Genomic DNA, 24703 nt, shown 5'->3' with positions numbered 1-24703 from the left:
GTGGATCATCGAAACCGTTAAACGGGCAAGATGAAGCAGACCCGGGAATGCAGAAGGCCCATGTTATGACCTCACAGACGTCGCACGCGACACCTCACAGAATTCTCGTCATTGGTGGTGCTGGGTTCATCGGAGGACATGTTGTCAAAAGCCTCATCGATGCCGGTCTGAACCTGGCCGTATATGACCTCCACGCCCAGCCATCCTCCATCGACATAGAGTGGCACAGCGGGTCGATCACGGATCTGAGCCTGATGGCATCGGTCGTTGCCGACCGGGATGCGGTGGTTTTTCTGGCGAATGCCAGTCTGCCCGGATCCTCAATTGCCAGCTTGTCCATGGAAATCCAGTCCCACGTGCGTGACACGCTGCGCGTGGCAGAGGTCTGTGCGGAACTCGGCGTAAAACATTTTGTTTTCGCCTCCTCAGGCGGCACGGTTTACGGGCATTGCCCGGCACCCGGAACCGGGCTTGTCGAAACCGCGCTGACTCAACCACAAAACGCCTATGGCGTGTCAAAGCTGGCTATCGAACACTACTTGCGCCTTCTGTCCGGCAAAGCAGACATGCGAACCACGTCGCTTCGCATCTCCAATCCCTACGGGGAAGGGCAGCGCGCCGTGCGGGGCCAGGGCTTTATCGCTGCAGCAATACAGCGCGCCATGGACGGGTCCGAGCTCGAGATTTGGGGCGATGGCCTGGTGGAGCGGGATTTCATCCACGTGTCCGATGTCGCTGCAGCGATCCTTGCGACATTGCGATCCGACAATCCCCCGGATGTCGTCAACATCGGAACGGGTCAGGCGACCTCGCTGAAATCAATCGTGGAAATGGTGGAAGCCGCATGCGGAACCTCTATCGACACCCGTTATTATCCCGGACGTCGGATCGATATCGAACGCAATGTCCTTGATATTGCGCGGGCACAAAACGCCTTGGAATGGTCGCCGCGGATCGCACTGGAAGATGGGCTCACGCAAACAGTCGCATGGTGGCAAGAGCATCACAAACCGGCCTAGCAATCGGAGCAATCCGCCCAACTGCAGAGCTCAAAGTCATATAATCAATATTATGCTATTTGTTGCGCGCGAATGCTGTGCAAGGCCGCCAGTCGTGTTGCGGCAATCTCCGGAGTTCTTGCACCGGACGCGGCAAGATCTGCTTCCTCCGCCGCTCGGAATGCATCCATATCGAAGGGGCCCGTGACAAAACCGTGCTGCTTCAGACGTTGGTAGACCGGCACCGGATTGACATAGACACCCATGCCACCCGGGCTGGACGTTGATCCAAACCGGTCCGGCAGAACCTCGATATTGTCGCCCGGACACAGCAGCTTGAACGGCGCCCGCTGCGAGATCGCCTGACCATAGATTGCGTTGTTGGCTCGGCGCGGCAGCATCAGAAATTCGGTATCAAGTTGCGACAGAATCTGTGTTGGATGGGCGGCACTGCCCTCGTCGAACACGATCTTTTCCGCACCCATGAGATGGCCCAGCTGCACGGCCAATGACATTGCTTCGGGCGTAGAACAAAAGACACCCGCCGCTTTCATTTTCGCCTCGAAATAGCTGCACCCCAACACACCCCCTTTTTTCAGAAGATGCCGCCGCCCCATGTAGATGCGGGAGGGTGCACGCGCGATATGCAAAGCCAACTTATCGGCAAGCACATCCTGATAGCCCTGCAGGTATTCCCTATAAAATGGCTCAATAGGGTTGCGCGGCGCTGTCCCGGGTTCAGGCACATCGAGGCGGTCAATCACGGTGGCTTCTCGGATCAAAGTGACCGGCACATCACCCATATCCAAAAGCTGCATCAGGTCCGTCAGGAAACTGGGCAGCTTTGCCTCGGCCAGATCGGCATTCGTGCGGACGTCCTGCAAACCCTGCACGGCCAGAAAGACAATCCCGTCATATGTCCGCCCCGCAGCCTTCAACGCCCAAAGACGGTGAATGCAATCCACGAAGAAGTGGCCGAAATGGTTCCACATCGGGCCGCCAAACACATGCCGACCCTTCAGCCTCGGCAAATCCTTGCTACCCTGCAGCCATCCAGACTTGCGCGGGATGTCCTGCGGCTCGTCCCGCAAGGTCGCACCCCGTTTCATACGCGATTCCGCTGGCGCAACGGCAGCATCGATCCCACCCCGAAACAACGGGCGCTTATAGACAAAGGGCGTCACCGCCACATCGCGCAACGGAACGATACTTGGCCCAGCGGTCATGTTTCGAACCCCAGTCCCTGCATCAGCTTCACGTCGGCTTCAACAAAGCACTCAAGCCTGCCGGCACTGTCATCACGTTCAAATCGTTCCAGCAAAGCAGGCCAACGCGCAGTCCTGCCTGCGTTGGGTCCGGCATTGACATACGTCCCCTGAATTTCGGGACACGTCCCAAACATCTCCACCAACTCGGCTTCCAACGCGTCAAGCCCGTCTACCGTGTAAATGCGCTGCAAAGCGCCGGCACCGTCCAACGCCCGGCGCACCAGTTCAGGCTGATCAAGATCTGCAACCTCTGTCCAACCGCGAATCTTCCGGGTCGTCAGGTAATTACAGTAGAAATTGTTGTAGTGGTCATGGACAAAGCGCTGCCATGCTCTGTCCCCACCAAAAAAGTAGTCATCGGCCGATACGGACGTGACGGTCCGCATGTTTGTACGTGCCTTGGATGCCAATTCCTCGGCACTCAGCTTGGCGGCCTCACGGATCAGGTAGAAATAGAAGGATGCGATGCGCTCGCGTGGATCTCGCAAAACGGTAAAGGCAAAGCGGTCGTCCGGCAGGGTATCCAGATCAATCCAGTCGATATGCCCGGCATATAGGCTATATCCAGGCGGCATCTGCGCATCCGGGGCCGCGTTGGCGTGGGTGCGCACCGGGCTGAACGCCTCTTCCGGCACCAGCTGTTTCAAAGCTTCCAGCACGGTCTGCCCTGCCGTCTTGGGAATGTGGGGAAACACCACAACGGGCGGCACCGTTCCGCCTGTTTTGGTCCGCTTGTACCACCGCGATAAAGAACCCAAATCAGTTATCTCCGAAGCCCGTGAGCAAACGCACTGCCTTTTCAGAAAACGCTTGAGGCGCTTTCTTCGAAGGCGGCACCACGCTTTCGCGCCAAGCGGCCGGCACGGAGTCACCAAAGCGCGCACACATCGCCTGATATTGCGGCGCAAGGGCCTCGCTCAGCATCTGTTCCACCGCATCCGGCAGCACAGTCGACCGCCCAAGATTGACCCGCTTGTCACCCGCAACCTTATGCGGCCTGATATCAAGGAAGGCACAGATTTCATCAACACTGTCCTGGCTGAACAAGTCTTCGTAAAACGCATAGTGGATATGGTCTGATGGCACCGCCGCCTCAAGGGCTTCCATCGTGCGCGCATAGTCTGCGCGGGGAATGCGGGCAATATCACGCTTGTCTCTCAGATCCTGCGCATGGGCCACACATTTGGCTTCATAGGCAGCGTCGGACAATGTCGGGTTCTGCGCGCCGATCGCCATGCGAATCTGCGACCACAACCGATCAACGGGATCGCGCAGAATGAAAATGAACTTCGCGGGACCAAGACTGTCCATTTCACGAAATCCTTCGGCATCCAGCGTGCAGTAGGATGGGGTGAAGTCACAGATGATCTTTTGCCCGGCATAGCCCTTGGTCATGTACTCGACATAGGGACGGTGGTCGCCGGGGGCGGCCGCGTGAATTGACAATCGCTCGGCCAACAGTTGCGTGTCGCGCAGGCGCTTGCGATTTGCCGGGTCCATTCCAGGCGTCAGGTTGTCCACGGCACGTCGCAACTGTGCCAATCGGTTATTCAGGTGACTCTGTTCGCTTTTGACATAGAGCGCATCGAAATAGTGCAGTTCCTTGATGTGGACGGTGTGACTCTCTTCGCTTTGCTTGAGATAATCGAACAGCCAACTGGTCCCGGCTTTCTGCGCCCCGATGCCATAGACCATGGTCGCGCCCTTCGGCAGCAACCCTGTGGACACAGTCCGCTTGGCCTCAATCGGAGCAGCGCCCACAAATTTGCGCACTGCCGCAGCGACGGTTTTGTCGTGCGGCGCACGGTTGAAAAACCCATGGCTGGAATTGGGAAAGGGCATCATCTCGCACCGGTCTTTTGGCCACAGCGCGGCGAACCGGTGCGATACATCAATAGGCACAACATCGTCCTGTCCACCATGCGCTATGAAACAACGCAATCGCGACAGCATTGGATGCCCTTTCAACCTTGCAATGGGCGACAGATGGCCATGATCCTCCGGCTTGATCACGCGGTTGGCAAACCCGTCCGGTCCGGTGTCCGTCACGGCATTCAGCAGGATCAGCCCGGTCACATGCTCTTGCACTTCAGCCGAAGCTTCCAACAGCGCGTCCAAAGCCAAAAGTCCGCCAAAAGAGGCCCCCAGCAGATAAAGTCGCCCCCCGGCGGGAATTTGCGCCTGTGCCCAATCCAACGCCTGCGCGGCATCTGCGCGCATATCTTCGAAACTCGCCTGATCCGCGTTCAGCGTCCGGTAGCGTGCCAACGCCATTGTCACACCAGGTCCCGCAGTGACCCGCTGCGCAAACGGCACCATCATGTCAGGCGTCCCCGCAACACCGCCACCGCCGTGGAAGGCAAGGATGTGGACCGGATCGTCTGGCGTCGGCGCCAACATGGTGACCTCGCCTGCCTGCCCGATCTTCTGCGTTACTGGATCTGTCATACTGATCTTTGCCCCGCATCCTGGAGCACAGCTACGGCTCCGCGTCCGGCCCTATCATTCCAATCAGCGGGGGAAAAGCAATGGCGTCGGATTCGTCGTCTGTTTTTGCAGCACACCGTCGGGAAAAAGCAAAAAGTGCGCAGATTTCGTTATGGGACCGCAATGGTTTGCGGTTAACAGCGCAGCGAAGATAACTAAGGCTCGACATGGCAAACTGGCTAACGCAAATCCTGTCACGACCCGACTCCGCCGACCGGTGGTCCGGATCGCAAATGTCGATTTTCGACGTAACTGGTTCCGAGCGTGGCTTTGTGGACCTGATCGCAGCAGAAAAGGGTCGATTGATCGTTGCGGGTTGGGTTCAAGCTGCTCAGGTCGAATTGGTCCTGGCCGATCAGAGAGCCGCATTCATTCCAAACATGCTGCGACCGGACGTCGCCGCTATCAAAGGCATCGATTCACGGGTCGGTTTTGATGTCCGCGTCCGTGCCTCTTCGCAAATCCTTGCCGATTGCGAGCCGCCCGGCCTAACCTTTGTTCCATTAGACGGCGCACACTCTATACCGCCCTTGTCCCTGCAACTCGTGCGGGGCTGACGTCGGCTACGCCTTAAACCTTGCAACTTGGAAAAGGGCGTGCTGAGTGTAATTTGTATTTCGTCCCGGATGGTATTCCGTGTTCAAGACTTTTTTCCTCAGCCGTTTGTCGGCATCCTCTCACCTCATTGGTGCCCCGACATGCAAGCGGAGCGCTTGAATGCTCCGTAGATTGTCGGCTTTACACAATCGCTATGCCGCTGCTCGGCTGGTCTTGAAGGGGCCATCCGGTCCCATTGTGGACGCCGAAGGTAACGAAGTCGGATACATCGATGAAATCGAAGTCATCGAAGGCAGGCTACGGGTTGCCGGATGGGTACGGGCAGCCAAGGTCACACTCGTTCTGGCCGAAGCAGAGACAAATATGGTTCCGCGTTTGCGCCGCGAGGATGTGGCACAAGCCCGCGATTTTCCGGCAGAAACGGGCTTTGATCTATCCATGCCCTGCACCCCGGAAATGTTGCTCACCAGCGATGCACCAGGACTGATTTGCGAGCCTTTGGTGGGACATGACGACATCCCGGCCCTGTCCCTAAAAGTGCCTTGGAACGGCTCAAGGCGTTTGGGCATGATGCTCCGCTTCGGGCGGGACATGGCAATTGCGTCACCAGCCATCTTGGGATGGTATGCAAGCCGCAATCCAATCTACCGCGCACGCGTCAAGGACCGGCTCGGGCTGAACATGATCGCCGCCGCCGAAGAACTGGTGCCAGAGTTGTTCGACGGCCCGCCATCCGCCCAAACCGAGGTGCCGGACTGTCGCATCACCATCGTGCTGCCGGTCTATAACGCTTTTGATTTGTTGTCGGATGTACTTGCCCGGATCACGAACCACACCGACCTGCCTTGGCGCCTGATCATGATCGAGGATGGTTCGACAGACGATCGTGTCCTTCCCTTCCTGCGCGATTGGGTGGCACAGCACGCGGACGGTCACGACATCACCCTCGTCGAAAACCCCGAAAACCGCGGCTTTATCCGGTCCGTGAACGACGGGCTTGCGCGGGCCATGGGGCACTGTGGTGCCGATGAGGGGCCCATCGTTCTGCTCAATTCCGATGCATTTCTGCCGAAAAACTGGGCCAGCCGCCTGGTCCGGCCTCTGCTGGCAGACACCAGCATCGCCAGCACAACACCCATGTCCAATGATGCCGAGATTTTCTCGGCCCCAGTGATCTGCGCAAAAACCGACCTCGCGCCCGGCCTCGCGGACCGCATCGACGAACAGGCCCGCCAATTCAACCCGGATTGCTTGCAGCTCGATGTACCAACTGGCGTGGGTTTTTGTATGGGCATGAACCGTGACTGGCTGGAACGGGAGCCGCAATTCGACACGGTTTTCGGGCGCGGCTACGGGGAAGAAGTAGACTGGTGCCAAAAGATCCGCGCGCGCGGCGGACGGCATGTGGCAGTGCCGAACCTGTATGTGGAACACCGCGGCGGCGAAAGCTTTGGCTCAGACACAAAGCTGGCCCTGATTGCACGCAACAACGACATCGTTTCCAAACGCTACCCGAATTATGACGGCGAAGTGCAGCGCTATATAGGGGCCGACCCGCTGGGTACGGCACGGCTTGCACTGGGATTGGCATGGGCCGGCGGTCTTGAACTGGATCAGGCGGTCCCGATCTACCTGGCACACACCCTTGGGGGCGGCGCACAGGTCTGGCTAGAAGCGCGTGTGGCTGAAACGGTGGCGAACGGCGTGCCTGTGGTTTTGCTCCGCGTTGGCGGTACACGGCACTGGCAGATTGAATTACACGCACCGGGCGGCATCACGCGCGGCAGCACCGATGACACCGATCTGATGCACGACCTGCTTGCACGCCTGCCGCGCCGCACCGTGATCTATTCCTGTGGGGTCGGCACCCCCGACCCCGCCGGTTTGCCGACCGAACTGGTGGCGTTGGCCCAAAACGACGACGACAGGGTCGAGATCCTGTTTCACGATTTCTTCCCGCTATCACCGTCTTACACGTTGCTTGATGCCGACGGTGTCTATCGCGGGCCACCGGACGACGCGCGCACCGATACCGCGCACCAGGCCTGGGGTATTGACGGCCACCGTGTCCCGCTCGCCGACTGGCAATCAGCCTGGAAAAGGCTGGCGGATCGGGCCGCCGCCCTGCATGTCTTTTCCGAAGACAGCGGCAATCAGGTACGTGCCGTCTGGCCCGACCTGTCCGACCGGATCGTGGTGTCGCCGCACCCCCTGCCCTACACGCCACCACAGCTGCCCAAACCAAAGGCAAACGCTCCACCGGTCGTGGCCGTGCTCGGAAACATCGGCCTGCAAAAGGGGGCTGCCGTCCTGCAGGAATTGGCAGCCATGCTCGACACTAATGCATCAACGGCGCAGGCAAAAACACCCCGCCTGGTTCTGATTGGCAATATCGATCCGGCATACGCCTTGCCAGCACATGTGCGGGTGCACGGCAGCTACCTGCCTTCGGATATTCCCGACCTTGTCCGGCAATACGGCGTCACACACTGGTTGATCCCGTCGATCTGGCCCGAAACATTCTCGTATACAACCCACGAGACACTTGCGACCGGTTTGCCCGTGCTTGCATTCGACATTGGCGCCCAGGGCGAAGCGGTGCGCCGTGCGCAAAACGGTGTAACAGTGCCGCTCCCTCCCCTGCCCCGGACCAAGACGAACATATCCTCCCGGACGCGCAATCCGGCTGGCTTTGCGGCGCAGAACGTGATTGAAACGCTGGATGCCCACCGCGCCCAGACCGCGGAGCGCTCGGACCTTGTGTCCGACTAAACCAGGCCCCGCCACGAGGACGACAATGACACCGGTGAATGTACAGATCGAAACGCTTCGGGCGCGCGGGATCGAAGTATTGCCAAGGGGAAACGGACCAAGCGTCACCCTGCCCCGCCACACGGTACTCGAAGCACCGGGCAGCCTGAAATGGACCCAATACGAGCATTCGATCGAATTGGGGGCCTTCTCCTATCAGGTGTCGGGCTACTGCTTTGCCGCACGCATCGGGCGCTATTGTTCCTTTGGCGAAAACGTACAGATCGGGCGCCAGAACCACCCCTTGAGTTGGATTTCGACGTCGCCGGCCTTTTACCTGGGGGATAGGCTCTTTGATCTTGGGCACGATTTTGCAGATGCCGAAGACTATCACGATTACGAGTTTGAGACGAAAACGGCCGCAACCCGCGCCCAGATCACAACCATCGGCAACGATGTATGGATCGGCCACGGTGCGTATATCGCAGCCGGGGTGACCATTGGCGACGGCGCAATCGTCGCTGCCCACTCGGTCGTGACCAAGGACGTTCCCCCTTACACCATGGTGGCGGGCAACCCGGCCGTCATCAAGAAACTGCGGGTGCCGCCGCAATTCATCTCTCCGCTTCTGCGGTTGAAATGGTGGCGCTACGCACCTTGGCAGATGACGCATCTCGACCCCTCGAACATGCAGGACTTTGTTCAAGGTCTTCACAGGATGGGCAACACGCCCGACTTCCAACCCGAGGTGATCGACCTGCGCAAAGAAGACGAGGTTGCGGTGAAATGACCAAGGCGGGCACAGCCACGACTCCAATCGTTTTTCTGCACATCCCAAAAACCGCGGGACAGACCATCCACTTCGAACTGGCCCGCATCGTCGGCGAAGAGGCGGTGTCGCCCATCCGTGTGCACACGCAGGCAGAAAAGGGCGCGGCGCAAATGCCACCCGGATACAGTCTCTATTCCGGGCATATCGATTGGGACGCCATCGACACCCTGCCCCCGGATCGCTTTGTGTTCACCGTGCTGCGCGACCCTCTTGAACGGATTGCGTCCTTTTATTTCTACCTGCTGCGCAAGGCAGAAGCCGCCAGCCCCGAAGAACGCGCCCTGCCCGAGCGCAAGGGCATGCGCATGATCACGGGCCAGTCGGCAGATGACTACTTTTTCGGGGGCGATCCTGCGTGGCAACGGTTCATTCAGGATCACTACAACAACCTCTATTGTAGCTACCTCGTGACGCAAAAGATGCGCGGCAGACGGTTCGTGGCGGACAAGAAAGATACCGACCTCGTGCGCCAGGCGGCGGCAGCGGCGCGCGGGCTTGATGGCCTGTACGGTGTTGACAACCTTGGCGCTCTTGAACAGGACATTCTTGAAAGAACGGGGCAGGAGATCACGGTCGCCGGTCGCTACGTGAATGCCGGGCCTGACGCCGGGCCCGACGCGCAGCCTGACCTGCGTTGGCCCAAACTCGCCGCCCGGTTGGAACAGGATCAGAGCCTGCAAAGGCTGCTGGATTTCGCGCGGCTCGACCAGCAGTTGATGATTGAACTGGGACTGGCCAGCGACGCGCCGGTCTAAAGCCGTCCGGTCAACGCCAGCATCCGCAGAACCCGGTCCCCACCCGCCGATTGACGGTACAATCCCAATTCGCGCAGCGCGCGCAAGCGCATCCGACCGCGCGGCTCGGCCCGCATCTCGACCATGCCCTTGACCAGCGCGCGCGCGTCCGGTGTCAGGGCGGGTTCGCACTGCGCCAGGGCCGCAAGGTTGCAATCAATCCAACCCGCGAACTCCCGTCCAGCCAAAATGCGCAACCGCACCATGCGCTCACTCCAGCTGCGGTTGTGACCCAGCACGTTCTCCCCGTGCAGGCGGTAGTACAGACCCGGCTCCGGATCGAGCACAACGCGCCCCCCTGCCCCGGCAATCAGGTTGTAAATCCACCAGTCGTGAAACGGCACTTTGGACGCCAACGCCGCTTGCGTGTGATTCACGACCAAAGCAGCAGCCACGGGGTTCAGAACAAGCGCATGACCGCTCAGCACATTCTGCACCAACGCATTGGAAAATCCGGGTGCCCGTCGGTGCAGGGATGAGGTCCTCAACGGAGTCAAATCGGGCGCCGTATGGATCGACCGGCTTGAATAACCGGCGGCCGTGTCGCCCGGCCCGATCTGGGACACGGCACGTTCCAACTTGGTTGGCATCCACACATCGTCCTGATCGGCAAAAGCCAGCCAATCTGCATCACGCCAGGCCGCCGCCGCCTGCGTCAGGAAGTTTGCGGCACTCCCCTGACAGGGCCCTGACACAAGCGTGACATCTCGATCCGGATGCGCGGCAGCAAATGCGCGGATTTGCGCACACGTATCATCGTCTGACCCGTCGTCCCCCACAAACAGGGACCAGTTCTTGTGCGTCTGATCCACGATCGATTGCAGCTGCTGCGACAGATAGGCCGCACCGTTCCGGGTCGCCATGACAATCCTGACATGCTCCGGTGTCCGTGGGGCCGTTTTTCTGGCCGAAACTGCAGAACTCTGTGACATCCGCGCCTTCTCAATAGCTGGTCGTGGGACCGGCGCACAAAGGCAACCGGCTGGTCATTGTACATGATTTCATGTAGCGTCATGTTTATGCAGTTTCATGCTGTATATTCAACTAATTGGCAGGCGAAATTGGTGGCAGACTCCTCCAAATACCCGGCATCCACGCCCCAAGATTCCACAGACAGCGATGCGCCGGCATTTTCCAGCGCACGGCCGCGCGTGCTGCGGACCGGACCAAATGCGGCGGTTGCCGAAACGGCAGAACCAGCCGGACACGAAGCGGACGACATGACCATCTCTCAGCAAACCGAATCCGTCGATCAAGATTCAGACGCGAACAGTTCCGACAGTGACGAGGCCGCAGCCCGCCTGGACGAAATCAAGCGCGAACGCCTCGACATGGCCCGCCGCAAAGAAGAGCTGAAGGCGATCAAGATGCGCCGGGATCTCGAACAGCTCGAAGCGCTTGTAGAAAACCCCACCGAACAGGTTGCGCACGAACAACCTGCCGCCGTGACCCCGCCCGTCGTCGCCCCTCAGATACCCAGCGCGCCGCCCGCCCGCACGCGCAGCCGCCACTGGGTGGCCCTGATCAGCTTCCTTGTGATGGTCGTGGTGCCGGTGATTGTGTCCTTTTGGTACCTCACCGAACGCGCCGCACCCCGCTACGCGTCGATGTCAGGGTTTTCCGTGCGCAACGAAGAGGTGGGCTCTGCTGTCGACCTGCTTGGCGCGGTCACCCAAATCTCGGGATCGTCCTCATCCGATCCCGACATCCTGTATCAGTTCATCCAAAGCCAGGAACTCGTCGCACGCGCGGATGCCGCGCTGAATCTGCGTGCACTCTGGGCCAAGGGCGACCCGGATCATGACCCCGTGTTTGCCTATCACCCACCCGGCACGATCGAAGATCTCGTGACCTATTGGGAAAGGATGGTCGGGGTCTATTCCGACAGCGGCACCGGCCTGATCGATGTCGAGGTGCAGGCCTTTAGCCCGGAAGACGCCCGGCGGATCAACCAGTTCATCTATGACGAAAGCTCGGAGATGATTAACCGGCTGTCCGCCATCGCACGCGAAGACGCCACCCGCTACGCACGGGACGAACTTGAGACAACGGTCGAACAGGTCAAGGTCGCGCGCCAGGCATTGACGCGCTTCCGCAACGAGACACAGATCGTCGATCCCGAAGCCAGCATTCAAAGCCAGATGGGTATCCTGTCGTCCCTGCAGGCCCAACTTGCCGAAACGCTGATTGATCTGGATATTCTGCTGCAAACCTCATCGCGGCAGGACGACCCGCGCATCATCCAGACTCGACGCCGGATCGAAGTCATCGAAGTGCGCATTAACGAAGAACAGCAGAAACTGGGGCTTGGTGATTCAGGCGGCGCCACAGACGAAGACGCGTTCGCCAACCTCGTCGGAGAGTATGAGCGGCTTCTGGTGGATCGGGAATTTGCCGAACAATCCTTTGCCGCGTCCCGGACAGCCTATGACGCGGCTGTCGCCGAAGCCCGCCGTCAGACCCGCTACCTGGCCGCCCATGTTCAGCCGACGCTGGCGGAATCTGCGAAATACCCGCAAGTCTATCAGGCGCTCGGCCTGGTGGGACTGTTTTCATTCTTGCTCTGGGCCATCCTGGCGCTGTCGGCTTATGCGCTTCGGGATCGGCGCTGACGGGCCGCGATGCGATGATCGTTCTACGCAACCTGACCAAGACGTTCTACATGAACGGCACCCGCAAGACGGTGGCCGACAACGTTAACGTAACCTTTCCCAGCGGTGTCGCCGTGGGGTTGTTGGGCCGCAACGGCGCGGGCAAATCAACCCTGCTCAAAATTATCGCGGGCACAGCGACGCCGACATGGGGTGAGGTGCTGAGCAACGGCAGCATCTCGTTCCCGGTTGGGCTGGCGACATCAATGCACCCTGACATGAGTGGCGCACAGAACACGCGGTTCGTCGCGCGGATCTATGGGGTAGAGACAGACGCCTTGACCGACTTTGTGCGGGGCTTCGCAGAACTGGGCCAGCATTTTCACCTGCCGGTGCGGTCCTATTCCTCGGGGATGAAGGCGCGGCTGTCTTTTGGCATCAACATGGGCCTCAAATTCGACACGTACCTGATCGACGAGGTGACGGCGGTTGGCGATGCCGCATTCCGCGCAAAAAGCGAGGCCGTGTTTCAGGACCGGTTGCGCACCTCCGGCGCAATCTTTGTCAGCCACGCGATGGGGTCGATGCGACGCATCTGCCAGGCGGGCGCGGTCCTGGAAGACGGGCACCTGACTTACTACGACAACATCAATGATGCGATAGAGCACCATCAATACAACATGCAGACCAGTGGAGAAGATGATGACTGACACTCCGCAGCCCCCCGTACTGCAAAATGTGCACAAGACGTTGCCGCGCTTCGCCAGCCTGCGCACGATCACCGCACTTGTCCTGCGCGAGATGTCGACAACCTACGGCAGGTCACCCGGGGGGTACATTTGGGCCGTGCTTGAACCCGCCCTGGGCCTCGCATTGCTCGTTGCGCTGTTCTCGACCGGGCTGCGTACCCCGCCATTGGGAACAAATTTCGCGATCTTCTATGCGTCCGGTCTTATGCCCTTTTTCACGTTTTTGTATGTGACCAACAAGGTGGGGCAGTCCGTCAACTTCTCCAGACAGCTTCTCGCCTATCCGCGTGTCACCATCTTGGACGCTGTGCTTGCGCGGTTCATCCTGACCGTTCTGACGCAGTACCTGGTGTCCTACCTTCTGATCGCCGCGATCCTTGGCACGATGGAAACTCGCACCGTGCTGGTGTTGCCTGCACTCCTGTCGGCCTTCGCCATGGCAGGGGCATTGGGGCTGGGCATCGGCATTCTGAACGCCGTGCTGGTTGCGTACTACCCCGTCTGGCAAATGGCTTGGGCGGTTATGACCCGACCTCTGATCCTGATCTCGGGCGTCATCTTTTTGCACGACCGCATTCCGCAGCCCTATCGCGACTGGCTCTGGTGGAACCCCCTGGTGCACGTGACCGGACGAAGCCGAACGGGGCTCTACTATTCGTATCGGGGCGAATACGTGAGCGAAATCTACGTGTATGCCGTGGCATTGATCTGCGGCACAATTGGCCTGCTATTCCTGCGCCGGTACTACCGCGACAGTATGGAGCGGTAGGGCGCGTTGGCCGAAACCCGCCGGTACCGTCTGCTTTTCGACGACAATCGGCGGTTGAATTTCACAAAACTGCCTCATAAATGCCCGCAAATTAACCGCTTTTTTTGCGTTTAGATTGAATCCGCGAACTTGCGCCAATGCATTTCCGTGACCTAGTGTCACCACACGAATTAATATAACTCAATTCAACGAAAACGGGCAAAGCGCAGCAGAACGCACGGGCCCGTACATACACTGAGGGAATACGAGATGACCACCTTCACACTCAATGGGACCAATTCAAGCTTCTTCGGCGACGCGTTCTTTTCGGACACTGGCGAAGTAGAAGTCGATATCGTATCGGCCGAAAGCACAACCGTTGTTCTGTTCAATCCCCAAACCGGTATCACCACAACGATTGTAGGCACCGGCTTTGCCTTTGGCGGCCCTCCCGGCGAAGAACAGCCAACTGCGGGTACCGTCAACAGCATGACGATGAGAAGCGCGGACAACACCGTTCTCGAAGGGTCCCTGACAGGCGTGAGCTGGGATTTTGTCGAGCTGTCTGCCGCCCTGGACGCCACAAGCTCGGATAACCTCCAACCCATCGCCGCCCTCTTGAACGGCGACGGGCCAATCACCTTCGACGCAAGTTCGGCCGGAACCGGCCTGAACATGTTCGACCTGCTGGACCCGGCCTTCGCCGACCTGATCACCCAGCCGGTCACAATCAACGGCTCTGGCTTCTATGATCAACTGTTTGGCGGCCGGGGCAACGACACCATCGTCGTCGGCGGTGACAACGGCAATGACAACGGCGGCGACATCGAAGGCACCCTGGGCAACGACACGATCAACTTCTCCAACAGCACACCCACCACGTTCCAGTGGCTGGACTACGAGGACTTCGTGGACGGTGCCGTCACGTTCAACATCAACGCCGTAGCCAACACCGGAACGATCACCGGGACTGGGTTCAGCGACACGTTGCTTGACGTCAACGCCATAATGACCGCTTTCGGGCTCGGCCTTGAGGGTGGCGAAGGCAACGACACCTACAACATCACCGGTGCCAACGACACGTGGTTCAACCTGCGTGGCAATGAAGGCAACGACACCTACAACGTCAACCTCGGAGACGGTAACGGACGGATCAGCTTCAATGGCGGTTCGGTCAGCGACCCCTTGGCTGGTCTTGTTATGGACCTGTCCACCGGCATCGTCAGCAATGACGGGTTCGGCGGACAAGACACGATTTCGGTAACGGGCAACGGGCGGCTGGAAATCCGCGCCACGGACAACAATGACAGCATCATGGGCTCGGATCGGAATGAAAGCTTCATCACCGAACAGGGCAACGACACGGTCAACGGCGGCGGCGGCACCGACCGGGTGCGCTACGACCGTTCAGGCGTCGACGCAGTCAATGTCGATCTTGAGGCGGAAACCGCAACGGGCACATGGGACGGCTTCGCATTCACCGACACGCTGATCTCGATCGAATATGTTCGCGGCTCGCGTGAGGGCGATGACACTCTGCGGGGCTCACTCGGGGATGACATCTTCGAAGGGCGCGGCGGCAACGACCTCATCGAAGGGCGCGACGGCAACGACGACCTGTTCGGGGATGACGGCAACGACACGCTGCGCGGCGGCGCGGGCGACGACTTCCTCGCTGGCGATGCGGGCAATGATTCCATCGACGGCGGCGATGGACAGGACAGCCTGGAAGTTGGCGACGATAGCACCAATGTGACGCTGCTCGCACTGGACAACGAAACCATCCAGATCACGTCGGCCGCAGGCATCGACACGATCAGTGGTGTCGAAACATTCTTTTTCGAGGATACCACGCTCAGCCTCGCTGACCTGGCCGCCCAGCTGGGGATCAGCGGGGACACGGTGGCCGGCTCCGGCGCGTCTTCGAACATCGATGGCAGCCTCGCCGCTGACACGATTTCGGGCGGCGCCGGCAATGACACCGTGAATGCGGGTGCTGGTGCAGACAGCCTGAATGGCGGGATCGGCGCGGATGAGCTGAACGGCGGCTCGGGCGACGACACGCTGCTGGGTCTCAACGGGTTCGACAACCTGAACGGCGAAGACGGCGATGACAGCCTGAACTCCGGCTTCGGCAACGACTCGCTGGATGGCGGCGCGGGCAACGACACGCTCAATGGCGGCCTGGGCTTTGACAGCCTGCAAGGCGGGGCTGGCAATGACACGTTGCTGGGTCTGAATGGCCGTGACACGCTCGAAGGCGGCGAAGGCGACGACTCGCTCAACGGCGGCAACGGCAACGATGTGCTCGATGGCGGGACAGGCAACGACACGCTCAGCGGCGGTCTGGGTTTTGACACCCTGACAGGCGGCGACGGCGATGACCTGCTGCGCGGGCTCAATGGCTTTGACAGCCTGGAGGGCGGGATCGGCAACGACAACCTCGAAGGCAACTCGGGCAATGACACGCTGGACGGCGGTGCGGGCGATGATCTGCTCCGCGGTGGCCAGGGGGCTGACCTGTTTGTGTTCAACGGCGGCAACGACGTCATCCGCGACTACTCGCTGATCGTCGACGCGCTCGAGATCGAAGCCTCGCTTCTGGACGAAGGCATGCCGGTCGGCAGCGATCTGGCCAACTACTCCAGCGTCGTGGACGGAAACCTGGTGCTCGACTTTGGCGACGGCAACAGCCTGACCTTGAACAACGTCACCAATGTCACCTTCCTGTTCGACGATGTGACCTTTGTCTGACGACGACTTGTCAATGGGCTAAGCCATTGTAAGAAAACATGATCTGGGGCGCAGTTGCTTAAAACGACTGCGCCCTTTTTGCATCTGCGTTGGCACCAAACCGCGACCCGGCATGACCTGCAAAAAACCCCTCTGGCGTGCACCGCCGCGCCACCTTAACATCTGCGCGACACGCCAACAGGCGACAGCGCATTGTGCAAAGGAACGACCATGACGACCCCCGATTTTCTGCAAGTACCCTTTGAAGAGTTGGACGGGGAAGGCCGCCGCCAGATCGCAGAACACTTCCAGCACGCCGCCTACCCGCGCGGCTTCAAATGGCACTGGAAAGGCACGCACCACAATCGCATCGCACTGGTGAACTACGTTTTGCGCAAACTGCCGATGGACTGCGCCTATCTTGAAGTGGGCTGCGGATCGAACGACCTGTTTGACGCGCTGCCCGTCGGTGACAAGACAGGCGTGGACCCGGTCAAAGGCGGCACCGTCCGCATGACCTCTGACGACTTTTTCGCGACAAACACCAAGCAGTTCGATTTCGTCTGGATCGACGGGTTGCACGAATACACCCAGGTCCACCGCGATGTGGTGAATGCGCTGGCCTGCTTGAAGCCCGGCGGCTGGATCGCGTTGCACGACCTGATGCCGGTGAACTGGAAACAGGAACATATGCCGCGCATGAACCTCGGCTGGACGGGCGATGTCTGGAAAGTCGCCGTGGAAATCGCAGCCACACGCGGGCTGCACTTCAAACTGATCCTGATCGACCATGGTGTTGGCTTGTTGCAAGCAGACGCGGATGCCGATCCGCTGGTTGACATGGAAGCCGAATTGCTGCCCCAACGCTTCGGCTGGCTCTACGAGAATGTCGACCGTCTGCCGCTGTGTGAATGGGGCGATGCGGTGACCTGGATCGACGCGCGGACCAGCTAAGTCGCAGGCCCCCTACCCTCTTTACGCCGCCCATAGGACAACGACCTTGGGTGTGGTCGGTCCCAACCCAGCGTCTGAGGCCCAGAAAACGGCCCTCAGACGCGCCTTTTGCCGCTATCGCCCCTGCCCGCCAGAATGACCAAGCTGGCTCTCTACAGGCTTAAAATCGGCCTCTCTGATGATGACAGGCGGTCAGCACCCCTAAAAGCGGACTTCGGCATCTACATCTCGGACAAGAGAATTAAGAACACATAGAGAACATTTAATGTCTGCGAACACCTGATATCTGGCAAAACAGTCTCTAACAGGGGCTTTTTTGCTCTGCTCGCACGTGCAAACGAGTTCGAGTCGTCACAAGACAAAGGGGGTTTCGCACGCGAAACCCCCTGCCCCGGCTTCAAATCTCTTCAAGCAGATATTTGATCCGATCCATGACCTGTTCGATCAGCTCTTCGTTCACATGCGGTCCCCGCAGCCGAATGGCAAAGCCATCTTCGGTCTGGACCCGCTCCATCGTGACCTTGTTGGCCAGCCGCACTGGCGCAGATCGCTCCACAACCTTGCGGGGCCGCCCGCCGCGGCTGGGGTCCGGGGCCATGCCCTCAATGGTCTCGATCAGCGGCTCCAGAACCGCCCATTCATCGTCGGCATTGCCGATGGCATGGCTCTCAAGCGCCTGCCGCATGTTTTCGCTTTGCCCTGCCCTCAGACCAGCTGCCACACGCAGGCACTGACGTTCGCTCAGATCGGGACCAAAGCGCAGCATGTCCCCCAGCTCCTCGTGGACAAGCGCAAAGGATCGTATCTTGGATCGCTTCGCTTTCGAGGCCGAAGAAAACAGCGTTCCGACGGCTTCGTCCACCGAAGCAAAGACACCCTCATGCACGGCCACTGCAGCCGCCCTGCCCCGCTCGTATTGGCTCAGCCCTGATCGGATTTCATTCTCCTCGATCATGGCGACAACAGCCGCGGCCAGACTGTCGGGCGACCGAACAAAGGCCGGGATCGTCTGGTGTCTCTGACCGCCCGAAAGTTCGTTTAACTCGCGCACCGCCGCCAATCTGCGGAAGCCGGAAATCAGGGCATACTTGCCCGCCCCTTCCGGGTTCGACGGCTCAAACACTTCGATGGGCAAACGCAAGCCATGATCCGCAATGGACCGGCGCAGCTCGGCCATGTCCTCTTCGTTCAGCCCCACCCGGTCCCGACTTAAGGCATCGGCGCGTATCTCTTCGATGGGCAGTTCGACCGCCACCAAACCCCGCGCCTTGGCATCCTTGAACGCCTCGATTTCCGCTGCCGTGCGGGCCTGATCCTCGCGATCCGCCAGAGGCCGTGGATCGGCGTGCAGGGCTGCATCCGCGGCGACATCCGCAATGGGTGCACGTCGGGTCGGACCGGGGGTTTCGCGCGCGAAACCTTCCTCGATCTCCTTCAGCGCCTCGGCCGAGGGCACCTCCAACTGTCTGCGCTTAGCCATTGGCTACCTCCTGTTCAGCCGCCTTCCGCTCCTGGTCATCGCGCCACCAGGACCCCAGCAGGATCTCCTTGAACTCGGCATACGTCCGGTCAAACGTCTCTCGCCCCCGGACATATGTGGTGCGGTTGAAATCGCGGTAATCCGCCTCGTAAATCCCGCTCACACTCTCACCCGCCTGGCCCACCATGGAGGTGTATTCCTGCCGATAGGCGTTGGTCATATCGCCGAAATAGGCCTGAATGACGTTGGCCAGATCGGTCTGTTGGCTGGCGTCAAACCGGGTGATGATCGCCCGCACCACATCCCATTCAAACTTCATTTCCGGCAGCCCTGCACGCCGTCTTGCGGCGTTCTCTCCATCCTCGATCGAGGCGAATGTGGAGTAGAGCATATCAAAGAAACGGCCGGTGGAATCGAACTCAAGGAACGAGGCACCAAGGGGCACCAGAATGATGTCGGCGGCGGCCAGAGCATTGATCGTCAGGTAGCCAAGTGCCGGGGGCGTATCGAGCAGGATGACGTCGTATTCATCCAGCGCACCGCCATCATCCAGGGCGTTGTTAAGGGCGTCCCAAAGCTGCCAGTTGCGCAGGTTCATGCGCCAGACTGGAATCTGAAATTCCGCCCAGTACAGGTTCAACTGTGCGCCGATCAGATCAATGTTGGTCCAGTGGGTTTTCTGGACCACGTTTCGCAGCGAAACCTCCAGCGCTTCGGTCAGGGTTTCGTCCAGCGGAAACTCGGGATCACCAGCGGCTGCGCGCACCCGGTTTTCGGCTTGCAACTGGGTGGCGTAATCACGGGCGAGGAGGGGGAATACGGTCTGCCATTCATCCTCGACGTTGCCGCCCATGATCGAGGTCATGGACCCCTGACTGTCAAGGTCCACCACAAGCACTTTGTACCCATCCAGGGCCGCTGACATGGCCAGATGCGCGGCGGTGCTTGTCTTGCCCACACCACCCTTGAAGTTGGCGACGGCGACGACCTTGGCCGGCAGGCCTTCGGGGCGATAGGGGCGGTATTCCTTGGTGCTGACCCCTTCGGACGCGAAATGGTCGCGCAGCGTCAGTATCTCTTCGAGACTGAACCATTTCGCGCTGCCCTGACCCTCGCCCTGCGGCAGATCGGGATTCTTGTTCAGCACGCGTCGCAAATGGGCCGGGGCCACGGGGATCAGATAGCGGCAGACTTCCCAAGTCGAGAACTTGCGCAGCTTCTTGCGCCCATCGGGAGCATACCCACGCTTGGCCAGATCATCGCGGCCACGACCCGCAAAGGCAGCGGCCTTGGCGAATCGGGCGGTGTCGACAGGATCGCTCAACTTGCCAGCGGCGGCCTGTGGGTCGAGATTAAAATACGGTGGGAGGGGGGTGTCAGACTTTCGGTCCATGTACTGCTGCCTTGCCTAGATCATCTTTTTTCGATGTTATCGGGCAAATCATCGCACATCTTGCGCAACAAGTGAATCGCAAAGAAGAGGGACATATTTTCGGCTGTTGGGAGGTTTCGCCTGCGAAACCCGAGTTTCCATCACTGTATCATACTGAAAAAGAGACAGCATAAACTTGTTGATCTTTGATCTAATTTGGAATCTTTGGCTCAGAAAAATATATCCAGAACAAATGCTTAAATGCACTTCGGTGCCACTATGCAGGACAAAGGGAACCCGAATACAGGATGATAGGGACCCATGTGCGGGACAAGGGGTGCCGATTCGCAGGGGCAGGGGCGCCTGAATGCGGTGGCCCTTGATTAGAGACGCTTTTTCTGGGGTGTTTGCGACTCGGATGGTCAAGTTATCCCCAGACTTACCCACTGTCCTCCCTTTGGGTACCCGTTTGCAGGACCGCGCCATCCCGTATTTGGGTCCCTGAAGAAAGATTGGGCGCGGGCACCTTTCTATGTCATACTGCAGAGCAATACCGCCGCAAGAGCGGGATTCGAGGTAATGAGAGCAGTGACCCATGCAAGCGCCCATACCCCATGACACCTTAACCGGTGCGCTGCGGCGGCAATCCGTCAAAAAGAACGTGGCCGCGATCCACGTGTCCGGCAAGCTGACCCTTTTGCAGCGCAAGCTGAGCAACGTGCTGCTGCTGAATGCGTATGACGGGTTGGTCACCAAGACCAAGCACCAGATCGATGCACGGACGCTGTGCATGATGGTCGGGTACAATTCGAACGACATGGAGACGCTGAAACAGTCTCTACGCAGCCTCGCAGAGACGACTGCCGAGTGGGATATGCTGGATGCGAACGGGCGGCAGGAATGGGGCGTTTCGGCGCTGCTGTCCTATGCCAAGCTGTCGGGGGGCGTGTGTGAATATGCTTATTCCCCAGCTTTGGCCGAGAAGCTGCATGACCCAAAGGTCTTTGCCCTGATCAATCTAAACATTCAGCGCCGTTTTACCTCGGGCCATGCCCTGGCGCTGTATGAAAACTGTTATCGGTTCGTGCGCACCGGGTCGACAGGCTGGTGGCCGCTGGATTTGTTTCGCCGCCTGATGGGCGTGGATGGCAGTGCCTATTACGAGAGTTTCAAGCATCTGAACGCCAAGGTCATCAAACCGGCGGTGGCCGAGGTCAACAAGACGTCGAACATCATGATCACGCCGGAGCTGCACAAGATGGGGCGGCAGGTGTCGGAGATACGGTTCCTGATCAAGGAGAACCCGCAGCTTGCCATGTTGGACATCGACGATGGGGCAGGGGTGCGGCAAGGGCCGGTCTATGCCGCGTTGATTGATCTGGGTGTGAGTGATCGGCTGGCCCGACAGTGGATTTCGGAGCACGGCGAAGATTATGTGTCGGAGAAGATCGCGTATCTGAAGGGTAGGGGGGGTGTTGAGAGTCCGGTCCGCTACCTGAGTGCGGCCTTGCGCGATGACTATTCCGCGCCAATGCCCCCGGAGCCTAGTGCAGAAGCTGTGGCAGCGGCAGAGGCCCGGGATGTCGCGTTGTCCGAAAAGACCGAAGCCGAGACCCGCAGAGAGGCCGAGGTGGCACAGGAGCGGCGCGTGCGTGCTGCAACAATGGCCCGCGTGCAGGAGTTGGTGGCCGGGCGGACGCCGACGCAACGGGATGCGGATCGGCGGCTGTTTCTGAGTTGGCTGGAGGACGATTTGATGCGCAGTGAATTTGCGCGTCTTGGCTGGGCGTCAGCCCTGTGTGCCCCGCGGATGGTGGAGTTCTGGGAGGATTTGGTGCCCGGAGCCTTCGAGGATCTGGGCGCCTGATCTAAGGCCGGGAACGCGGCCTAGCTGTCCAGTCCGCATATGCGTCGATCTTCGGCTGACAGGTGATCTCCCAACTGCTCAGCCATATCCTGAAGCAGGGGCCCGTAGCGCTTCCATTTGGCGACGGAGGTCGAATAGATAGGCTCGCGCACCTGGCTGACCGAGGCCGTGTTGACTGCACGTGTGGATTTGGTGTGATCGAGCATGTCGTCTTCGAAGGGCAGGCCGACAAAATCCATGATGTCGCGCATTTGCCCTTCGGGATCGGCCACAACCTGTTCGTAGTTCACGAAGCGGATCTGGTTGGGCAGGGTGGCGACCTGGTGCAGCGCTGTTTTGTCGAACTCTTTGTAAACATTCACCAATGTTTCGATGCTGGTCGATGCTGGCTGGTTCGGGCCGAAGTTCTGCATGAAGTTTGACAGCAGGTTGTCCATGGGGTGCCTGCGCATGATCAGCACCTTGGCGCGGGGGAAGGCGAGGGCCAGAACCCCGGCGTAAAGGTAGTTGTTTGGCATCTTGTCGGACACGTATTCCGACCGCAGCCCTTCGTTGTGCAGGAAGGTCTGGTAGTGTTCGGCGAAGGTGGTGAGCGTGTCGTCGGTCACCGAGCTGTCGGGGGCTTCCTCCTCAAGCACCTTGAGCAGATCGGGGCTTTGCTGAAAGGCGTAGCCTGCGGCCCGCAATTCACCCCCCGCCTGTACCTTGCTGTGGCGCGAGAACATCTGGTCCATGAGCGTGGTGCCCGACCGTGGCATGCCGCAAATGATGATGGGAGCGACGTCGTGCAGGCCCGCGCCCCGGTGCTGCTCCACAAAGGCGGGCGTGACCAGTGATCTCATCCGTTCTTCGCGTTTTGTATGATTTTCCTGATTGAAGGGGTGCTGCTCGGCCGTGATCGCGTTGCCTTTGCGGTAGTTGTCCATGGCCGTTTTTTCGTCGCCCATGTCGTCGGCTGCCTTGCCCATCGCAAAGTGCAGATCGGCGCGCAGCTGATCCGGCATGTCGTCGAGCTTGTCGGCAAACCGCATCAGGAGCTTGTATTCGGGACTGTCGGCCGTGGTCGTGCGGAGGTTGATCAACCGGGCCAATGCGGGCACGCCTGTGCCGGGGCGGTTCGCAACCTTCAGGAAGGCTTCTGCGGCGTTGTCCATGCGCCCGAGGGCGGCCAGCGTATTGCCGAGGTGAAACCATGGTTCTGCGGCGTCTGGCGCCAGTTCGATCGCGCGGCGGGCGTGGTGTTCAGACGCCTCGTGCCGTTCAGCCCGGAACAGGGCAAGTGCGAGGTTGACATGTGCAGCCACCGATTGCGGGTCGATGGCCAGTGCCCGGAACAGGGGTTCGATGGCGCGTGGGAAGCGGCGGGTGCGGATAAAGGCCTGTGCGAGATTGAGCTGCACATCCAGCATGTCGCCATTCAACGCGGCGGCGCGCGTCAGTGCCTTGATCGCCTCGTCATAGCGTTTCTTGACAACCAGGGCCGCGCCCAGGTTTGCATGTCCAAGCGCGAGGTTCGGCGACATTTCGACGGCGGCCTGGAACTTTGGGATCGCCTTGTCCACGTCACCGTTCTTGGCCAGGAAACTGGCGTAATCGATCAGGGCCCAGACATTGTCCTTGTCGTTCTCGACCACCATTTCCAGGATGGCGAGGCCGCGGTCCTTGTGCCCTTCCAACAGCAGGTTCAGACCCTTCAGGTGCAGGATCTGCGGGTGATCGGGAAGCTCGGCCAGCAAGCCGTCGATGGCTTGCCCGGCGTCTTCAATACGACCAGCGTTCTGGTGTCGCTGGATGCGCGCGACCTCTTCGTTGACCTGCTTGAGTTTCTCCTGGTCGGAGGCGCGTGTTGACGAATTCATTTTTGGCTCATGTGCACTGGAAAACTGGGTTGTGCGCATACTGCGTCATGGCAACGCCACCAGCAACCCGGATAAAGAAAAGGGCCCGCAGATGCAGGCCCCTATCATTGAATTGAAGATGGCGATCAGGCGACTTTCGCGGCTGCCGTGTATCCCAGCGCATCGGCCCGTTCCGCCAGCGCGTCGACCACATGCTGCGGCACCATGCGGCGCGCGACGATGCGCGGCACCGACATTTCGCTGATGATCGGCGCATCCGCCTGTTCGTGGCCGTTGATGAACGCATCGCGGCCCACGGCATCGAGATAGGTCTCGGACGCGGCGCCTTCGGCCAGCACCAGCTCATGCGACCCGGTGTCGATGTGGTAGTAGGTGAAGCCATCCATCGGCATCTGCGCAACCTGGTAGATCGAGCGACCGTTCACAAGCGCCGTGGCGTTGTAGAGGATGCCGTCGATGTCCATGGCGTGGTCGGGCGATACAAACAGATCGCGCGACGGCACATTCGGGGCGATGGAGCCTGCGGTGAAGCAGATTGGGTTCGCCTTGGCCGGTGTCGCGGTTTTCGTGTCGATCGGCTGGATGCCGAGCCAGCGCACGGTGGTGGTGCCGCCGTCGGCCGTCAGGATTTCGTCGCCCGGCTGCAGCGTTTCGACGGCCAC

Annotated in this window: 19 protein-coding genes; 11 read left to right on the top strand and 8 right to left on the bottom strand. The window is 59.8% G+C overall.

Going from position 1 to position 24703, the window contains the following annotated elements:
- The first annotated feature begins 65 nt into the window (after positions 1-65).
- Positions 66-1019 (top strand): NAD-dependent epimerase/dehydratase family protein, encoded by a 954-nt coding sequence (locus Q1A51_RS24195; RefSeq protein ID WP_299606659.1) that lies wholly within the window; start codon positions 66-68, stop codon positions 1017-1019.
- A 50-nt stretch (positions 1020-1069) separates the two neighbouring features.
- Here Q1A51_RS24195 and Q1A51_RS24190 read toward each other — a convergent pair whose 3' ends face one another.
- From Q1A51_RS24190 to Q1A51_RS24180, 3 genes are read right to left on the bottom strand one after another with little or no spacing between them, the layout of a single operon-like run.
- Positions 1070-2224 (bottom strand): glycosyltransferase 61 family protein, encoded by a 1155-nt coding sequence (locus tag Q1A51_RS24190; RefSeq protein WP_299606655.1) that lies wholly within the window; start codon positions 2222-2224, stop codon positions 1070-1072.
- Complete coding sequence (locus Q1A51_RS24185) at positions 2221-3024, bottom strand: sulfotransferase family 2 domain-containing protein (protein WP_299606653.1); 804 nt, start codon at positions 3022-3024, stop codon at positions 2221-2223. Before Q1A51_RS24185 ends, Q1A51_RS24190 begins: the two co-directional genes overlap by 4 nt.
- Position 3025: 1 nt before the next feature.
- The gene (locus tag Q1A51_RS24180; RefSeq protein ID WP_299606650.1) at positions 3026-4714 is read right to left on the bottom strand and encodes a sulfotransferase; all 1689 of its coding nucleotides are present in this window, start codon (positions 4712-4714) and stop codon (positions 3026-3028) included.
- Between the two features lie 206 nt (positions 4715-4920).
- Here Q1A51_RS24180 and Q1A51_RS24175 point away from each other — a divergent pair, with 206 nt between their 5' ends.
- The 4 genes from Q1A51_RS24175 (at position 4921) to Q1A51_RS24160 (ending at position 9649) form a co-directional block, all read left to right on the top strand.
- Positions 4921-5310 carry a hypothetical protein gene (locus tag Q1A51_RS24175; RefSeq protein ID WP_299606648.1) on the top strand — a complete coding sequence of 130 codons (390 nt, stop codon included), beginning with the start codon at positions 4921-4923 and terminating at the stop codon, positions 5308-5310.
- 160 nt (positions 5311-5470) lie between these two features.
- On the top strand, positions 5471-8083 hold the full coding sequence (locus Q1A51_RS24170) for a glycosyltransferase (RefSeq protein WP_299606645.1): 2613 nt from the start codon (positions 5471-5473) through the stop codon (positions 8081-8083).
- Positions 8084-8108: 25 nt separating this feature from the next.
- Positions 8109-8852, top strand: coding sequence for a CatB-related O-acetyltransferase (locus tag Q1A51_RS24165; RefSeq protein WP_299211071.1), 744 nt, complete (start codon positions 8109-8111; stop codon positions 8850-8852).
- Positions 8849-9649: a sulfotransferase family 2 domain-containing protein gene (locus Q1A51_RS24160; RefSeq protein WP_299606639.1), complete on the top strand. Its 801-nt coding sequence runs from the start codon at positions 8849-8851 to the stop codon at positions 9647-9649. The genes Q1A51_RS24165 and Q1A51_RS24160 overlap by 4 nt, the downstream gene beginning before the upstream one ends.
- On the opposite strand, the gene Q1A51_RS24155 is transcribed toward Q1A51_RS24160, so the two are convergent.
- Entirely contained in the window at positions 9646-10620 is a 975-nt protein-coding gene (locus tag Q1A51_RS24155; protein WP_299606636.1) for a glycosyltransferase, read from the bottom strand. The two genes, Q1A51_RS24160 and Q1A51_RS24155, sit on opposite strands and share 4 nt — an antisense overlap.
- 132 nt (positions 10621-10752) lie before the next feature.
- On the opposite strand from Q1A51_RS24155, the gene Q1A51_RS24150 reads away from it, so the two are divergent.
- The 5 genes from Q1A51_RS24150 to Q1A51_RS24130 all read left to right on the top strand — a co-directional run bounded on the left by Q1A51_RS24150 (position 10753) and on the right by Q1A51_RS24130 (position 17463).
- Complete coding sequence (locus Q1A51_RS24150; RefSeq protein WP_299606633.1) at positions 10753-12300, top strand: capsule biosynthesis protein; 1548 nt, start codon at positions 10753-10755, stop codon at positions 12298-12300.
- A gap of 14 nt (positions 12301-12314) precedes the next feature.
- On the top strand, positions 12315-12989 hold the full coding sequence (locus Q1A51_RS24145) for an ABC transporter ATP-binding protein (RefSeq protein ID WP_299211083.1): 675 nt from the start codon (positions 12315-12317) through the stop codon (positions 12987-12989).
- Positions 12982-13797 carry an ABC transporter permease gene (locus Q1A51_RS24140; protein WP_299606630.1) on the top strand — a complete coding sequence of 272 codons (816 nt, stop codon included), beginning with the start codon at positions 12982-12984 and terminating at the stop codon, positions 13795-13797. The genes Q1A51_RS24145 and Q1A51_RS24140 overlap by 8 nt, the downstream gene beginning before the upstream one ends.
- A gap of 249 nt (positions 13798-14046) precedes the next feature.
- Positions 14047-16530, top strand: a complete 2484-nt coding sequence (locus Q1A51_RS24135) for a calcium-binding protein (protein ID WP_299606627.1) — start codon at positions 14047-14049, stop codon at positions 16528-16530.
- 210 nt (positions 16531-16740) lie between these two features.
- Positions 16741-17463 carry a class I SAM-dependent methyltransferase gene (locus Q1A51_RS24130; protein ID WP_299606624.1) on the top strand — a complete coding sequence of 241 codons (723 nt, stop codon included), beginning with the start codon at positions 16741-16743 and terminating at the stop codon, positions 17461-17463.
- Positions 17464-17860: 397 nt separating this feature from the next.
- Here Q1A51_RS24130 and Q1A51_RS24125 read toward each other — a convergent pair whose 3' ends face one another.
- Together Q1A51_RS24125 and Q1A51_RS24120 are read right to left on the bottom strand one after the other, a co-directional pair.
- Positions 17861-18943, bottom strand: a complete 1083-nt coding sequence (locus tag Q1A51_RS24125; RefSeq protein ID WP_299606620.1) for a ParB N-terminal domain-containing protein — start codon at positions 18941-18943, stop codon at positions 17861-17863.
- Complete coding sequence (locus Q1A51_RS24120) at positions 18936-20336, bottom strand: AAA family ATPase (protein WP_299606617.1); 1401 nt, start codon at positions 20334-20336, stop codon at positions 18936-18938. Before Q1A51_RS24120 ends, Q1A51_RS24125 begins: the two co-directional genes overlap by 8 nt.
- Before the next feature lie 574 nt (positions 20337-20910).
- Here Q1A51_RS24120 and Q1A51_RS24115 point away from each other — a divergent pair.
- Positions 20911-22182 (top strand): replication initiation protein, encoded by a 1272-nt coding sequence (locus tag Q1A51_RS24115; RefSeq protein WP_299606615.1) that lies wholly within the window; start codon positions 20911-20913, stop codon positions 22180-22182.
- A 20-nt stretch (positions 22183-22202) separates the two neighbouring features.
- Here the strand turns inward: Q1A51_RS24115 and Q1A51_RS24110 are convergent, their stop codons facing one another.
- Both Q1A51_RS24110 and Q1A51_RS24105 read right to left on the bottom strand, forming a co-directional pair.
- The gene (locus Q1A51_RS24110; RefSeq protein WP_299606613.1) at positions 22203-24041 is read right to left on the bottom strand and encodes a tetratricopeptide repeat-containing sulfotransferase family protein; all 1839 of its coding nucleotides are present in this window, start codon (positions 24039-24041) and stop codon (positions 22203-22205) included.
- A 125-nt stretch (positions 24042-24166) separates the two neighbouring features.
- Positions 24167-24703 (bottom strand): Hint domain-containing protein (locus tag Q1A51_RS24105; protein WP_299606611.1); only part of this gene is annotated, 537 nt, incomplete at its 5' end.

Origin of the sequence: uncultured Tateyamaria sp. (assembly GCF_947496075.1) — a bacterium.
Taxonomy (GTDB): Bacteria; Pseudomonadota; Alphaproteobacteria; order Rhodobacterales; family Rhodobacteraceae; genus Tateyamaria.
This window is presented reverse-complemented; position numbering and strand designations above follow the sequence as displayed.

Excerpts from the sequence above, each read along its gene's own strand:
- Q1A51_RS24195 (WP_299606659.1), top strand. The coding sequence starts at position 66 with ATGACCTCACAGACGTCGCACGCGACACCTCACAGAATTCTCGTCATT.
- Q1A51_RS24190 (WP_299606655.1), bottom strand. The coding sequence starts at position 2,224 with ATGACCGCTGGGCCAAGTATCGTTCCGTTGCGCGATGTGGCGGTGACG.
- Q1A51_RS24180 (WP_299606650.1), bottom strand. The coding sequence starts at position 4,714 with ATGACAGATCCAGTAACGCAGAAGATCGGGCAGGCAGGCGAGGTCACC.
- Q1A51_RS24175 (WP_299606648.1), top strand. The coding sequence starts at position 4,921 with ATGGCAAACTGGCTAACGCAAATCCTGTCACGACCCGACTCCGCCGAC.
- Q1A51_RS24170 (WP_299606645.1), top strand. The coding sequence starts at position 5,471 with ATGCTCCGTAGATTGTCGGCTTTACACAATCGCTATGCCGCTGCTCGG.
- Q1A51_RS24165 (WP_299211071.1), top strand. The coding sequence starts at position 8,109 with ATGACACCGGTGAATGTACAGATCGAAACGCTTCGGGCGCGCGGGATC.
- Q1A51_RS24160 (WP_299606639.1), top strand. The coding sequence starts at position 8,849 with ATGACCAAGGCGGGCACAGCCACGACTCCAATCGTTTTTCTGCACATC.
- Q1A51_RS24155 (WP_299606636.1), bottom strand. The coding sequence starts at position 10,620 with ATGTCACAGAGTTCTGCAGTTTCGGCCAGAAAAACGGCCCCACGGACA.
- Q1A51_RS24145 (WP_299211083.1), top strand. The coding sequence starts at position 12,315 with ATGATCGTTCTACGCAACCTGACCAAGACGTTCTACATGAACGGCACC.
- Q1A51_RS24140 (WP_299606630.1), top strand. The coding sequence starts at position 12,982 with ATGACTGACACTCCGCAGCCCCCCGTACTGCAAAATGTGCACAAGACG.
- Q1A51_RS24135 (WP_299606627.1), top strand. The coding sequence starts at position 14,047 with ATGACCACCTTCACACTCAATGGGACCAATTCAAGCTTCTTCGGCGAC.
- Q1A51_RS24130 (WP_299606624.1), top strand. The coding sequence starts at position 16,741 with ATGACGACCCCCGATTTTCTGCAAGTACCCTTTGAAGAGTTGGACGGG.
- Q1A51_RS24125 (WP_299606620.1), bottom strand. The coding sequence starts at position 18,943 with ATGGCTAAGCGCAGACAGTTGGAGGTGCCCTCGGCCGAGGCGCTGAAG.
- Q1A51_RS24120 (WP_299606617.1), bottom strand. The coding sequence starts at position 20,336 with ATGGACCGAAAGTCTGACACCCCCCTCCCACCGTATTTTAATCTCGAC.
- Q1A51_RS24115 (WP_299606615.1), top strand. The coding sequence starts at position 20,911 with ATGCAAGCGCCCATACCCCATGACACCTTAACCGGTGCGCTGCGGCGG.
- Q1A51_RS24110 (WP_299606613.1), bottom strand. The coding sequence starts at position 24,041 with ATGAATTCGTCAACACGCGCCTCCGACCAGGAGAAACTCAAGCAGGTC.